This is a genomic window from Micromonospora auratinigra, from assembly GCF_900089595.1.
Taxonomy (GTDB): domain Bacteria; phylum Actinomycetota; class Actinomycetes; order Mycobacteriales; family Micromonosporaceae; genus Micromonospora; species Micromonospora auratinigra.
This window is the reverse complement of record NZ_LT594323.1, coordinates 6,697,011-6,710,203: the sequence shown is the minus strand read 5'-3', so window position 1 is coordinate 6,710,203 and position 13,193 is coordinate 6,697,011. Positions and strand designations below refer to the sequence as shown.

At 74.5% G+C, this 13,193-nt stretch carries 13 protein-coding genes; 4 read left to right on the top strand and 9 right to left on the bottom strand.

Annotated elements, in window-relative coordinates; genetic code table 11:
- Positions 1 to 91: 91 nt before the first annotated feature.
- Positions 92 to 559: a hypothetical protein gene (locus tag GA0070611_RS30690; RefSeq protein ID WP_091672146.1), complete on the bottom strand. Its 468-nt coding sequence runs from the start codon at positions 557 to 559 to the stop codon at positions 92 to 94.
- 122 nt (positions 560 to 681) lie between these two features.
- On the bottom strand, positions 682 to 1,902 hold the full coding sequence (locus GA0070611_RS30685; RefSeq protein ID WP_091672143.1) for a S8 family peptidase: 1,221 nt from the start codon (positions 1,900 to 1,902) through the stop codon (positions 682 to 684).
- A 185-nt stretch (positions 1,903 to 2,087) separates the two neighbouring features.
- Here GA0070611_RS30685 and GA0070611_RS30680 point away from each other — a divergent pair, with 185 nt between their 5' ends.
- Positions 2,088 to 3,572, top strand: a complete 1,485-nt coding sequence (locus GA0070611_RS30680) for a DUF7782 domain-containing protein (protein WP_197675826.1) — start codon at positions 2,088 to 2,090, stop codon at positions 3,570 to 3,572.
- Positions 3,572 to 3,994 carry a D-aminoacyl-tRNA deacylase gene (gene dtd / locus GA0070611_RS30675; RefSeq protein ID WP_091672138.1) on the top strand — a complete coding sequence of 141 codons (423 nt, stop codon included), beginning with the start codon at positions 3,572 to 3,574 and terminating at the stop codon, positions 3,992 to 3,994. The genes GA0070611_RS30680 and dtd overlap by 1 nt, the downstream gene beginning before the upstream one ends.
- Positions 3,995 to 4,156: 162 nt before the next feature.
- Here the strand turns inward: dtd and GA0070611_RS30670 are convergent, their stop codons facing one another.
- The gene (locus tag GA0070611_RS30670) at positions 4,157 to 4,945 is read right to left on the bottom strand and encodes a sporulation protein (protein WP_091672136.1); all 789 of its coding nucleotides are present in this window, start codon (positions 4,943 to 4,945) and stop codon (positions 4,157 to 4,159) included.
- Positions 4,946 to 5,168: 223 nt separating this feature from the next.
- Here GA0070611_RS30670 and sigB point away from each other — a divergent pair, with 223 nt between their 5' ends.
- Entirely contained in the window at positions 5,169 to 6,179 is a 1,011-nt protein-coding gene (gene sigB, locus GA0070611_RS30665; RefSeq protein WP_091672133.1) for an RNA polymerase sigma factor SigB, read from the top strand.
- A 74-nt stretch (positions 6,180 to 6,253) separates the two neighbouring features.
- Here the strand turns inward: sigB and GA0070611_RS30660 are convergent, their stop codons facing one another.
- From GA0070611_RS30660 to GA0070611_RS30650, 3 genes are read right to left on the bottom strand one after another with little or no spacing between them, the layout of a single operon-like run.
- Positions 6,254 to 8,803, bottom strand: a complete 2,550-nt coding sequence (locus GA0070611_RS30660; RefSeq protein ID WP_091672131.1) for a bifunctional acetate--CoA ligase family protein/GNAT family N-acetyltransferase — start codon at positions 8,801 to 8,803, stop codon at positions 6,254 to 6,256.
- 25 nt (positions 8,804 to 8,828) lie between these two features.
- Positions 8,829 to 10,010: an acetoin utilization protein AcuC gene (locus GA0070611_RS30655; RefSeq protein ID WP_091672129.1), complete on the bottom strand. Its 1,182-nt coding sequence runs from the start codon at positions 10,008 to 10,010 to the stop codon at positions 8,829 to 8,831.
- A 36-nt stretch (positions 10,011 to 10,046) separates the two neighbouring features.
- Positions 10,047 to 10,907: a sulfurtransferase gene (locus GA0070611_RS30650; protein WP_091672127.1), complete on the bottom strand. Its 861-nt coding sequence runs from the start codon at positions 10,905 to 10,907 to the stop codon at positions 10,047 to 10,049.
- 99 nt (positions 10,908 to 11,006) lie between these two features.
- Between GA0070611_RS30650 and GA0070611_RS30645 the strand changes: the two genes are divergently transcribed.
- A complete protein-coding gene (locus GA0070611_RS30645) occupies positions 11,007 to 11,693 on the top strand; it encodes a metal-dependent transcriptional regulator (RefSeq protein WP_091672124.1) in 687 nt (228 codons plus the stop codon).
- Positions 11,694 to 11,738: 45 nt separating this feature from the next.
- Here the strand turns inward: GA0070611_RS30645 and GA0070611_RS30640 are convergent, their stop codons facing one another.
- From GA0070611_RS30640 to GA0070611_RS31430, 3 genes are all read right to left on the bottom strand, one after another.
- Positions 11,739 to 12,341: a hypothetical protein gene (locus GA0070611_RS30640; RefSeq protein ID WP_231921276.1), complete on the bottom strand. Its 603-nt coding sequence runs from the start codon at positions 12,339 to 12,341 to the stop codon at positions 11,739 to 11,741.
- Between the two features lie 175 nt (positions 12,342 to 12,516).
- Positions 12,517 to 12,870: a DUF4288 domain-containing protein gene (locus GA0070611_RS30635; protein ID WP_269456377.1), complete on the bottom strand. Its 354-nt coding sequence runs from the start codon at positions 12,868 to 12,870 to the stop codon at positions 12,517 to 12,519.
- Between the two features lie 78 nt (positions 12,871 to 12,948).
- Positions 12,949 to 13,185 (bottom strand): DUF5522 domain-containing protein, encoded by a 237-nt coding sequence (locus tag GA0070611_RS31430; protein ID WP_231921275.1) that lies wholly within the window; start codon positions 13,183 to 13,185, stop codon positions 12,949 to 12,951.
- Between the last annotated feature and the right edge of the window lie 8 nt (positions 13,186 to 13,193).

Genomic DNA, 13,193 nt, shown 5'->3' with positions numbered 1-13,193 from the left:
ACGGTAACCACGAACCGCACCAGCTACCACCCGATTACCGCACAGCCGGTCGCCGGGGATCTCCGTCACCCATCCACCTGTGAAGCAGGGCCTAGTAGTGGGCGAGGATCTGCGTGACCGGGTGCCCGAGCAGGTCGGCCACCCGGGCCAGCTCCTCGGTGTCGAGCTCGTACCCCGCCCGGGTCGCGTTGCGGGCGGTCACCTCGAACCGGGCGAAGCCGACCGGCTCCTCGTAGTGCAGGGTGGGCAGCCCCAGGACCGCGCCGCAGCAGGGCACCGCCGCGTCCAGCCGGTCGAGACCCAGGCCGGGTTCGCGAACCAGCCGGCCGAGCCAGTCCAGGCCGATGCCCCCGCCGCAGCGCGGGCAGGTGATCCGTTCCGTGTACATGCCGGCGTCGATCACGGTGACCCGCTCGTAGCGGGTCTGACTCACCTCGTCGACCGTGGCACCGGGCCCGGCGAAGAGGCCCGCCACGTAGGCGACGACGGCGGCCGCGGCACCGGGATCCGGCTGCCAGTACGGGTCCGTGGGTACCAGGCGCAGGTAGTGGTCGCTCACCGGGCCCAGTCTGCCCGTCGACGCCCTCCGTGGTCGACGCACCAGCCGGTCGGCCGGTACGCGCGCGGGACGCGGCCCGGTGGACAGGGGTGGGGTCCACCGGGCCGCGTCGGAGGCGGTCGTCAGTTGACGACGAAGAGCAGCCGGTTCGGCGAGCCGCTGCCGGGGCTGGTCACCTTGCCGGTGGTCGCGTTGGTGGTCAGGTAGCTGGCCACCTGCGCCGGGGTGTACGACGGGTTGGTGCCGAGCACCAGCGCCGCCGCGCCGACCACGTGCGGGGTGGCCATCGAGGTGCCGCTGATCGTGTTGGTGGCGGTGTCGCCGGTGCTCCAGTCCGAGGTGATCGAGGAGCCCGGCGCGAAGATGTCCAGGCAGGAGCCGTAGTTCGAGTACGAGGCGCGGGCGTCGCTGCTGGTGGTGGCGCCGACGGTGATGGCGGAGGCGACCCGGGCCGGCGAGTAGTTGCAGGCGTTGGCGTTGGAGTTGCCGCCGGCGATGCCGTACGTGACGCCGGAGCTGATCGAGTTGGCCACCGCGTTGTCCAGCGTGCTGCTGGCCCCGCCGCCGAGGCTCATGTTGGCCACGGCCGGCTTGACCGCGTTGCCGGTGACCCAGTTGACCCCGCTGACCACGCCCGAGGTGCTGCCGCTGCCGGAGCAGTTGAGCACCTTCACCGCGATCAGCCGGACGCCCTTGGCCACGCCGTACTTCGCCCCGCCGACGGTGCCGGCGACGTGCGTGCCGTGGCCGTTGCAGTCGGTGTTGTTGGTGTCGACGGTGTTGGTGCCCCAGCTCGCCCGGCCACCGAAGTCGCTGTGCGTGATCCGGATGCCGGTGTCGATGATGTAGGCCCGCACGTTGGTGGCCGTGTTCGGGTACGTGTAGCTGCCGTTGAGCGGCAGGCTGCGCTGGTCGATCCGGTCCAGCCCCCAGGTCGCCCCGGTCTGGGTGCCCTGCGCGCGGACCACCCGGTCCTGCTCGACGTACGCGACGGAGGGGTCGGCGGCGAGCCGGCGGGCCTGCGCCGGGCTCATCCGGGCGCTGTAGCCGGTCAGCGCGGCGCTCCACACCGTGCCGACGGCGCCGCCGTAGCGCTTGCTGAGGCCGGCGGCGCGGGTCGGCACGGCGGCGCGGGCGGCGAGGCTGTCGGCCGCGCCCACGGCGTCGGTCTTCAGCACCACCAGGTAGCTGCCGCTGATGGCGTCCGGGGCACCGGCGTAGCGGACCTGGCCGGTCGGCGCGGCGAGGGCGGGGGTGGAGGCGGCGGCGGCGAGGGCCGCCGCGGCGGCCGTGACGGCGAACGCGCGCAGCGCGCGACGCCGGGGAACGGACACGTCGGACATCGTCTGGCTCCCTACCGGGCGCGCCCGGGCTCGTGGCCATCGGGGACGCCCATCGACGGATGTTGCCGGTGAGCCTAGCCAGCCATCGAAGGTCATGAAAGAGATAGTTGCCTATTGATACCGGTCGCGGTACGGATGTCGCGGGTGCCGGCCACGCAGCCGCCCCGGCCAGGCAGGATGACCGTGTGGACCGTCATGACATGCTGCTCTCCCCCGCCGGCGTGGACGCCCTGCGCACCGCGCTCACCCGGGCCACCTTCACCGCCAACGGCATCGCCGAGCGGCTCGGCCCGCAGACCACCGGCGCGGTGGCCCGCAACGACTTCCGGGCCGCGCTGCGCGCCACCGAGGAGCGCGACCCGCTGGCGACGCTGATCCGGGTGTTCATCTGCGACCAGACCGAGTCGGAGGCGACCGTCGCCGCGGCGCTCGCCCCGCTGACCGTCGAGGAGGCCCTCGCCGGGGGGATCGTCGAGCGGCACGGCGACGGCCTGCGCGCCGGCGTCGACCTGGAGCCGTACGGGGACGACTGGTGGGTACTCGCCGACGTGCCGGCCAGCGCCCGCCCCGGCCGCCCGCTGCACGCCGAGCACGTTCTGGGCATCGGCGGGGCCACCCAGACGCTGATCGGGGCGACCGTCCGGCGGCCCGTGGCGAGCGCGCTCGACCTGGGCACCGGCTCCGGCGTACAGGCCCTGCACCTGTCCACCCACGCCCGGCAGGTGACCGCCACCGACGTCTCCGAGCGGGCGCTGCGCTTCGCCGCCACCACCGCCGCGCTCAACGGGCAGGACTGGGAGCTGCTGCGCGGGGACATGGTCGCCCCGGTCGCCGGCCGCCGCTTCGACCTGGTGGTCAGCAACCCGCCGTTCGTGGTCGGCCCCGGCACCACCACGCACGTCTACCGGGACTCCGGTCGGGTCGGCGACGCGATCGGCGCCGAACTGGCCGCCGCCGCCCCGCGCCTGCTCACCGAGGGCGGGACGATGCAGTACCTGGCCAACTGGGTGCACGTCACCGGCGAGGACTGGGCGGAGCGGGTGACCGGCTGGTTCGCCGGCACCGGCCTCGACGCCTGGGTCGTGCAGCGCGAGGTGGCCGACCCGATGGCGTACGTCGACCTGTGGCTGACCGACGTCGGCGAGAAGTCCGACCCGCACCGGGCGGCGGCCTGGCTGGACTGGTTCGACGCGCACCAGGTGGAGGCGATCGGCTTCGGCATCGTCTCGCTGCACCACGCCGGGCACGACCGGCCGGTCGTCCGGGTGGAGGACCTGCGCCAGCGGGTCGAGCCGCCGATGGGCGACCGGGTGGCCGAGTGGTTCGACCGGCAGGACTGGCTGCGCGGCCGGGACACCGACGGGCTGCTGGCCGCCCGATACCGGGCCGCCGACGGGCTCCAGCTGCGGCAGGAGGCCACCATGGGCGAGGAGGGCTGGGCGGTGGACCGGCAGGTCCTCGCGGTGCCGCACGGGCTGCGCTGGTCCGAGGAGATCGACCCGCTGGTGCTCGCCCTGGTGGGCGGGGCGGACGGCCGGCTGCCGCTGCGCGACCAGCTCGCCCTGCTCGCCGCCGCGCACGACGTGGCCCCGGAGGAGCTGGCCGAGGCGGCCGGGCCGATCGTGGCGCACCTGGTCGAGCGGGGCATCGTCGAGCCGGTGGCCGGCTGATGCGGGCGGTGGTGCAGACGGTGAGCCGGGCCGCGGTGACCGTCGACGGCGAGGTGGTCGGCGAGATCGGGGACGGTCTGCTGGTGCTGGTCGGCGTCACGCACACCGACACCCCGCAGCTCGCGGCCACCCTGGCTCGCAAGGTCCACGAGCTGCGCATCCTGGACGACGAGCGCAGCGCCGCCGACACCGGCGCGCCGATCCTGGTGGTCAGCCAGTTCACCCTCTACGGGGACGCCCGCAAGGGCAGGCGGCCGAGCTGGACGGCGGCCGCCCCCGCCGAGCTGGCCGAACCCCTGGTGACCGCGGTCGTCGAGGAGCTTCGCGCCCGGGGCGCGACGGTCGAGACCGGCCGCTTCCGCGCCCACATGCTCGTCGAGTCGGTGAACGTCGGCCCCCGCACCATCCTCCTCGACCTCTGACCCACCCCACCCACCCCAACCCCGACCCCGACCCGACCGACCCGGCCCCGATCCGGCTCCGGCTCCGGTGATCATGAAGTTGGCGGCACTTTTGGAGATCCACATCGCCGCTAACTTCATGATCGACGGGGCCGGGGGCCCGGGCGGGGGGTCCGGGAGGGGTCAGGAGAAGAGGCCGCGGCGGGCGAGGGACTGGCGGAGCCAGCCGTCGAGATGGGCGGCCCAGTCGGTGCGGTCGGCGGTGGCGTGGTCGACGGTGAACCGGCCAAACGCGTCGCGGCCCTCGGTGAACAGGCCACCGCGCTTGTCCAGCTCCAGCACCACGTGCACCTGGCGCGGATCGGTCACGAAGGTGACCTCCAGCTGGTTCATCGCGCCGGCGTACTGCGGCGCCGGGTAGAACTCGATCTCCTGGTAGAACGGCAGCGTCTGGTGCAGGCCGTAGATGTGGCCGCGCTCGACGTCCGCGCGGGCGAACCGGAAACCCAGCCGCAGCAACGCCTCCAGCAGCCGCTCGTGGGCGGGCAGCGGGTGCACGGCCACCGGGTCCAGGTCACCGGAGTCGACCGCCCGGGCCACCTCCAGCTCGGTCCGCAGCCCCATCGTCATGCCGTGCAGGTGCTGGCCGTACAGGTCGGTCAGCGGGGTCTCCCACGGCACGTCGAACCGGAACGGCACGTCGTAGCGCTGCCCCGGCTCCAGCCGGAACGCGCCGGTCATCTGCCGGCGGCCGAACTCCTGCGTGGTGTCGTACTCCGAGTCGCCGCTCTCCACCTCGACCCGGGTGACCAGGCCGAGCGCCACGTACTCCACGTCCACCGGGTGGTCCCCGCCCAGCACCTGGATCCGGCCCTCCAGCTGGCCGCCGGGACGGCAGTTCGGGTTGGCCAGCACCGTCTGCACCGACGGACCGCCCACACCCATCGCCTGCATGAGCCGCTTGAAGACCACCGCATCCTCCGATCCGTCGTGCGTCGCGCCCCGATGGCCGACCGCTGGCACGGTAACCGGGCCCGGCAACCGGCACCCGAATTTCCGCTCGGATTCCTGTCGGTTCCCCGATCGCCTCACTCCCGTTTCACGCCCCGACCGCCAAGCTGTTCCTCACCGGCACCACCGCGCCGGTCGCGGCACGGAACCCGGTACGCGGCACGAAGGACACGGGGAGATAGAGATGGGCCTGCAGATGATCGAGCACCAGACCCGCCCGGCGGCCACCATCGACGCCGAGCTCGGCACCGACACCCTGACCGATCTGGACGCCACCGACGAGCGCGGCGTCTCGACCGACCTGGTGCGGGCGTACCTGAACGGCATCGGCCGGACGAAGCTGCTCACCGCCGCCCAGGAGGTCGAGCTGAGCAAGCGGATCGAGGCCGGCCTGTTCGCCGAGGAGAAGCTCTCCACCTGCACCCCCGTCTCCCCCGAGCTGCACGCCGACCTGGCGCTGATCGTGGCCGAGGGCCGCGCCGCCAAGGACCACCTGCTGGAGGCGAACCTGCGCCTCGTGGTGAGCATCGCCAAGCGCTACACCGGTCGCGGGATGGCCTTCCTGGACCTGATCCAGGAGGGCAACCTGGGCCTGATCCGCGCGGTCGAGAAGTTCGACTACACCAAGGGCTACAAGTTCTCCACGTACGCCACCTGGTGGATCCGCCAGGCCATCACCCGCGCCATGGCCGACCAGGCCCGCACCATCCGCATCCCGGTGCACATGGTCGAGCAGGTCAACCGGATGGTCCGGATCCGCCGGGAGCTGTCGGTCACGCTGGGCCGCGAGCCCACCGTCGCCGAGGTGGCCCGGGCGCTGGAGATTCCCGAGTTCCAGGTCATCGAGCTGATCTCGTACGACCGGGAGCCGGTCAGCCTGGACCAGGCGGTCGGCGAGGACGGCGAGAGCGCCCTCGGTGACTTCGTCGCCGCGGTCGACCCGCGCCAGCCGGGTGAGGCCGCGGACGGCGAGCTGCGCAAGGAGGTCCGGATCGTGCTGGCCACCCTGTCGCAGCGCGAGCAGGCGGTGATCCGGCTGCGGTTCGGCCTGGACGACGGCCGGCAGCGCACCCTCGACGAGGTCGGCCGCGAGTTCGGCCTCTCCCGGGAGCGGATCCGGCAGATCGAGAAGGTCACCCTGGGCAAGCTGCGCGACCCGGAGCGGGCCACCCGCCTGGAGGCGTACGCCTGCTGACCGCACCGTCCCGACCGGCCCCGGCGGTTCGCCGGGGCCGGTCGCACGTCCGGCTCAGGGCTGCGGGGTCGTCCTCACAGCCGGCGGGGGCCGGTGTCCGGGCGGGCCGCCTCGACCCCGGTGCGCACCGTGGCGTGCAGCACGGAGCGGCCGTCCGGGCGGGCCAGCACCGGGTTGAGGGTGAGCGACCGGACCCGGGGCTGCTCGTCGGCGAGCCGCCCGACCCGCAGCAGCAGGTCGACCAGGGCCGCCCGGTCCACCGGCGCGGCGCCCCGGTGACCGCGCAGCAGCGGCGCGGCGCGCGGCTCGTCGACCAGCTCGGCGGCGTCCCGGTCGGTCAGCGGCACCGCCCGCCAGGCCCGGTCCCCGAGCAGCTCGGTGGCCACCCCGCCCAGGCCGAAGCCGACCACCGGCCCGAACGCCGGATCCTCCACCAGCTCCACCACGCAGGCCACCCCGGGCGGGACCATCGGCTGGACCAGGACCTCCGCGCCGAAGAGCGGAGCCATCTCCGCGTACGCGCGCCGCAGCGCCCCGGCGTCGGTCAGGTCGAGCCGGACCGCGCCCAGGTCGAGCCGGTGCCGCAGCCCGGGGTCCGCCGCCTTCAGGGCGACCGGCCAGCCGAGCCGCCCGGCGGCGGTGACCGCCTCGTCGGCCGAGGACGCGGGGACCGACTCCACCACCTCGATGCCGTACGCCCGCAGCAGCGCCACCGGATCGTCGGCCCGCAGCGCGGCCGCCCCCGCCGCCCGGTCCACCCGGTCCGGCTCGGGCAGCACGCCCGGCGGCCGGCGCAGCCAGTCGGCGTACCCGGTGACCCGGGCGAGCGCCCGGACCGCCTCCTCCACGCTCGGGTACGCCGGCACCCCGGCGGGCACCCGGCCGGCGAGGAAGGTCGCCACCACCGGCTTGCCGGCGACCCGCGCGTCGGGCAGGGCCGCCGTGAAGTCCGACTCCGGGTCGGTGAGCTGGCCGGGCAGCGGCGGCGCGAAGACCGCCACCACCGCGTCGACCCGCTCGTCCGCGGCGCAGGCGGCCAGCGCGGCGGCGTACTCGGCGGCGGTCGCCCGAGGCCCGACGTCGTGCGGGTACCCGTCGGCGACGGCGAGGCCCTGGGCGGTGCAGGCGGTGGCGGCCAGCCCGGTCAGCGCCGACGAGTTGCCCACCACCCCCACCCGGCGGCCGGCCGGCAGCGGCTGGTGGGCCAGCAGCACGCCGACGTCCAACAGCTCGGAGACGGTGTCCACCCGGATCACCCCGGACTGGGCGAAGAGCGCGCTGACCGCGGCGGCGTCCAGGGCCGGCGCGTCGCCGACGCCCGGCGGGCGGGCCAGCGAGGCCAGCGCCACCACCGGCTTGCTGCGGCCGATCCGCCGGGCCAGCCGGGCGAACTTGCGCGGGTTGCCGAACGTCTCCAGGTAGAGCGTGATGACGTCGGTGCCCGGGTCGTCCTGCCAGTACTGGAGCAGGTCGTTGCCGGACACGTCGGCCCGGTTGCCCGCCGAGACGAAGCTGGACAGCCCCAGCCCGCGCCGGGACGCCTCGGCGAGCAGGGCCACCCCGAACGCGCCGGACTGGCTGAACACCCCGACCCGGCCGGGCGCGGGCAGCACCGGGGCCAGGGTGGCGTTGAGGCGTACCGCCTGGTCGGTGTTGGCGACGCCGAGGCAGTTCGGGCCGACCACCCGCATCCCGGCCAGGTGCGCGGCGCGGACCAGGGCCCGCTGGGCGGCGGCCCCCTCCGGGCCGGACTCGGCGAACCCGGCGGAGATCACCACCAGGCCGTGCGCGCCGGCCTTCGCCGCGTCGGCCACCACGTCCGGCGCCGCGTCCGGGGCGACCGCCACCACCGCCAGGTCGATCTCGATCCCGGCGTCGGCCGCCGACGGGTACGCGGGCAGCCCCGCCACCGTCGCCGCGCTCGGGTGCACGGGCACCACCGCGCCGGTGAAGCCGCCGTCGCGCAGGTGCCCGAGCAGGGCCGCGCCGACGCCCTGCCCGGTGGTGCTGGCCCCGTACACGGCGATGCCGCGCGGGGCGAGCAGCCGGGCGATCGAGCGGGCCTCGGTGCGGTGCTCCCGGCCGCGCTGCACCTCCAGCGTGGCCTGGGTCGGCGCGATCGGGAAGCTGAGGTGCACCACGCCGTCGGCGTACTGGCGGGCCACCTGGTAGCCGAAGTCGGCGAAGACCCGCAGCATCGCCCCGTTGGCCGGGAGCACCTCGGCGACGAAGTGCACGATGCCGGCCCGCCGGCCCGCGTCGGCCAGGTGCTCCAGCAGCACCGAGCCGATCCCCCGCCCCTGGTAGGCGTCCTCCACCACGAAGGCGACCTCGGCCTCGGGCGAGGCCGGGCCGAGCCGCTCGTACCGGCCGACGGCGACGATCGCGCCGCCGGCCAGGATGACGAACGCCTCCCGGTCGCGGTGGTCGACGTTGACGAAGCGTTGCAGGTCCCGCTCCGGGATCCGCGGGTACGGCGAGAAGTAGCGCAGGTAGCGGGTGCGCTCCGAGAAGCGCGAGTGCATCGCCACGATCGCCGCCGCGTCGTCGGGGCGGATCTGTCGCAGCTGGACGGTGCTGCCGTCGCTGAGCAGCACGTCCACCGGTTGGGTCGCGGTCGTCACCGGTCGGTCCTCCCCTGCCGCCGGATCAGTCCCGCGGATCGTGCGGGTCGAGCCCGAACAGCGGGAAGACCGCCTTGCGGGTGGCGGCGATGGCCCGGTCCACCGCGTTCGGCTCGCCGGTCGGCTGCCACGGCTCGTACCCGGGATCCACGTCGTCGGTCATCCGCAGCGGCACCTCGGAGCCGGGGCGGCGACGCGCGGCCAGCTCCCGCCAGGCCGGCGGGGTGAGGGTGGCCGGCTCGACCGGTTCGCCGGTGGCCACCGCGAGCAGGTGCGTCCAGGCCCGCGGCACCACCTCGACGAGGGCGTACCCGCCGCCGCCGGTGGCCACCCAGCGGCCGTCGCACAGCTCGTCGGCGAGCGCCCGCAGCGCCCGGTAGGTGGCCCGCTGGCCGTCGACGGAGAGGTGCAGGTCGGCCAGCGGGTCGAGCCGGTGACCGTCCGCGCCGCACTGGGTGATCAGCACCTGCGGCCGGAACGCCCGCAGCACCGAGGGCACCACCGCGTGGAAGGCGCGCTGCCAGCCGGCGTCGCCGACCCCCGGCGGCAGCGGCAGGTTCACCGCGCTGCCCTGCGCGCCCGGCCCGCCGGTCTCGTCCGGGAAGCCGGTGCCCGGGAAGAGCGCCAGCGGGGTCTCGTGCAGGCTGACCGTGAGCACCCGCGGATCGTGGTAGAAGATCTCCTGCACGCCGTCGCCGTGGTGCACGTCGACGTCCACGTACGCGATCCGCTCCGCGCCCAGGTCGAGCAGGCGGGCGATGGCCACCGCCGGGTCGTTGTAGACGCAGAAGCCGGCGGCCCGGGCCGGCATCGCGTGGTGCAGCCCACCGGCCACATTGACCGCGCGCCGGGCGTCGCCGCGCCAGACCGCCTCGGCGGCGGCCACGCTCGCCCCGGCGATCAGCGCGCTCGACTCGTGCATGCCCTCGAACACCGGGTTGTCGGAGGTGCCGAGGCCGAAGCCGGCGAAGAGCGGATCGCGGGGCGCGGCCCGCACCGCGTCCAGGTAGCGCGGGTCGTGCACCCGGGTGAGCAGCGCGTCGTCCGCCGGCTCGGGCTTGACCAGCCGGACCCCGGGCCGCTCCAGCACGCCCAGTTCGCGGGCGAGCGCCATGGTCAGCTCGACCCGGACCGGGTCGAGCGGATGGTCTCCCATGTCGTAGGCGAGCAGGGCCTCGTCCCACACCACGATCGTGTCGTCGGCCATGGCACCCATCGTCGCACGTGCGCCGGCACGCGCTGCTCAGCGTGGGGGTGTCGGCCCGGTGGCGACCGGCCGGTCCGGGTCGGCGACCCAGTTGCTCCACGACCCGACGTAGAGGGCGGCGTCCGTCCGGCCCGCCAGGTGCAACGCCAGCACGGCCTGCGCGGCGGTCACCCCCGAGCCGCAGTACGCCCCGACCGGCGCGTCCCCGGTCACCCCGGCGGCGGCGAACCGTTCCCGCAGCGCCTCGGCGCCGGGGAAGCGGCCGTCGGTGACGTACTCCGGGGCGGGCAGGCTCACCGCGCCCGGCACGTGTCCGGCGACCGGGTCGACCGGTTCGGCCTCGCCCCGGTAGCGGGGCGCGGCGCGCACGTCGAGCAGCACGCCCGGGTCGGCGGCGGCCAGCCGGGCGGCCTCCCCCGCGTCGAGCACCGGCAGCGCGCCCGGGGCGACCGTCACGTCACCGGACGGTGGCGTGGGCACGTCGGTGCCGACCGGCAGACCGGCGGCGACCCAGGCCGGGAAGCCGCCGTGCAGCACCCGGACCGCCCGGTGCCCGGCCCAGCGCAGCGTCCACCAGGCGCGGGCGGCGGACATGCCGTCGCCGCCGTCGTACACCACCACGGGGTGACCGGCGCGGACCCCGGCGGTGCGCAGCGCGGCCTGCAACGCGGCCGGGTCGGGCAGCGGGTGCCGGCCGGCCGGGCCGGGCCGGCCGCAGAGCTCGGTGTCCAGGTCGACGAAGACCGCGCCGGGCAGGTGGCCGGCGGCGTAGTCGTCCCGGCCGGGCGGCCCGGTCAGCCGCCAGCGCACGTCGAGCAGGGTCGGCGGGTCGGCGCGGTCGAGCTCGGCGGCGAGCCGATCGGGCTCGACGAGCAGTTCCTCGGTGGTTCCGGACATGCGGTCCAGTCAACACCATCCGGGCAGCGACCTCGCGGTTCGCCGTCCGCCGCCCGTCGGTGCTCCGGGGTAGCATCGACCACCGGGAGGCCGCTGACTGTGAAGCATGACCTGGTCGACACGACCGAGATGTACCTGCGCACCATCCTCGAGCTGGAGGAGGAGGGGGTGCCGCCGCTGCGTGCCCGGATCGCCGAGCGGCTGCGGCAGAGCGGCCCCACCGTCAGCCAGACCGTGGCCCGGATGGAGCGCGACGGGCTGCTCACCGTCGAGGGCGACCGGCACCTCTCCCTCACCGAGCTGGGGCGCGGCACCGCCGTCGCGGTGATGCGCAAGCACCGGCTGGCCGAGCTGCTGCTGGTCAACGTGATCGGGATGCCCTACGAGGAGGCCCACGAGGAGGCCTGCCGCTGGGAGCACGTGATGAGCGACGCGGTCGAGAAGCGGGTCTACGACCTGCTCAACCGCCCGACCCGCTCCCCGTACGGCAACCCGATCCCGGGGCTGGAGGAGCTGGGCGAGCCCGGCCAGACGCCGGCCGACACCGTCGAGGGCGAACGGAACCTGGCCTTCCCCGGCCTCTCCGGGCAGGTCGTGGTCCGGCGGATCTGCGAGAGCGTGCAGACCGACGCGGACGTGCTGCGCCAGTTGCACGCGGCGGGCGTCGACCCGGGCGCGACGGTGACGGTGGCGCAGGAGCGGGACGGGGTGTCCATCGACCGCTCCGGGGACCGGATCCGGCTGCCCCGCGAGGTGGCCTCCCGGGTGTTCGTTGCCGCGCACTGACGACCCGCCGCGCCGGCCGCGTCGTCGTCGCGGACCGCCGGCCGGTCAGAGCTTGCGGGTGTCCAGCACCTTGGCCAGCTCGGCCAGCTTGCCGGTCAGCTTCTCCGCCTCGGTCGCGCCGGTGCCGGGCGGGCAGGTCCAGCGCAGGGTCGCCAACCGGCCCTCGGTGGCCAGCCAGCCCACCTCGGCCCCCGGGCCGGCCCTGCCGGACTTCGGCACCGTCCGCCGGTAGGCGATCTTCCCCAGCTTGGTGATCTTCTTCGCGCCCTTGGGCAGCACGTCCAGGGTGAAGGTCGACGTGTCGATCGACGTGTCGGTCACGGTCAGGGTCAACTCCGGCAGCAGGGCCGCCTCGGCCCGGACCACGCAGGTGTGGGTGTCCCCCTTGTCCACCGCCGCCGCCACGTCGAACGTCCCGCCGGTGTGCTTGGCGATCACCGCGAAGTCGAGCAGTCGGCACGCGCCGCCCGAGGAGGCGGCGGCCACCGGGGCCACCACCGGTTCCGCCGCCGGCACCGCCACCGGGGCGGGCCCGGTGGCGCAGCCGGTGGTCAGCAGGACTGCCGAGGCGGCGAGCCAGGTCCGGGCGTGCACGTGGAGACCTCCGCTGTCGTCGGCGGCGTCGCCCGCCGGATGTCCGTCGGACACCGTACGGGCAACACCGCCGACGCGGAAGTCCGGAGCGCCCTCACTCGCGCTGCAGGGGTTTCGGCGAGGCGACGCGACCGGGAACTGCGACAAGTCGCTCACCGGGCCGGCTCCTTTCCTCGGGCGCAGCGGTCAGGTGTGACCTAGGTGCGCCGCACCTGACTTGAACTGCCCACTACACCGAGGGATAGAAGTCCGACTCTCCGGGATTGAACTTGTGACTCCAGGGGAAGGGCGATTGGTTTTCTTCCGGGCCAGGCCAGGAGTAGACCTCCACCCCGTCCTCAATTTCTCCGATCATGTCCAGAGTGTCCACCTGCACCAATGCGATGCGGATGAGCGAACCCTCTGCATTGAGGTAGATCTGCTCCTGGCCGGCACCTATCTGCAGCGCACGCAACCGAGCGACGTCGTGGTCAGGCGCTCGGAACAGATAGACGGAAACGCTGTGCTGGAAGAATTTCCCGTCTTGGGTATACAGCGCGAACTTCATGCTCGCACTGAACCACACCTCGTCGTCACGACTCATCATTCAACTTCCCTGACCCTGGTGAATATTTGCGAACTCCATCTTTCCGGAAATTCGCCCTGGACGATGTCCCCGGGTTCAGTCGGTCACGTACGGGCAGTGTCGGCAGCCGCGACCGCAGCAGGTGCCGCGCCGGGCCAGGAAGCCGGCGGTGAGCACAAACAGCCCGGTCGCCGGGTCGGGGTAGCCGGCCTCCCCGGCGGCCAGCGCCGCGGCGTGCCGGGCGAGGATCCGGTCCCGGTCCGGGTGTCCGGGCGACAGCCGGGACGGGTGCGGCTCGGTCAAGGGCCGGTCCGCCAGGGGTCGTCGCTCCACCCGCCGAG

Bases quoted from the DNA above. Each gene is read 5' to 3' on its own strand.
- GA0070611_RS30685 (WP_091672143.1), bottom strand. From the start codon at position 1,902: ATGTCCGACGTGTCCGTTCCCCGGCGTCGCGCGCTGCGCGCGTTCGCC.
- dtd (WP_091672138.1), top strand. From the start codon at position 3,572: ATGCGGGCGGTGGTGCAGACGGTGAGCCGGGCCGCGGTGACCGTCGAC.
- GA0070611_RS30635 (WP_269456377.1), bottom strand. From the start codon at position 12,870: ATGAGTCGTGACGACGAGGTGTGGTTCAGTGCGAGCATGAAGTTCGCG.
- sigB (WP_091672133.1), top strand. From the start codon at position 5,169: ATGGGCCTGCAGATGATCGAGCACCAGACCCGCCCGGCGGCCACCATC.
- GA0070611_RS30655 (WP_091672129.1), bottom strand. From the start codon at position 10,010: ATGGCCGACGACACGATCGTGGTGTGGGACGAGGCCCTGCTCGCCTAC.
- GA0070611_RS30650 (WP_091672127.1), bottom strand. From the start codon at position 10,907: ATGTCCGGAACCACCGAGGAACTGCTCGTCGAGCCCGATCGGCTCGCC.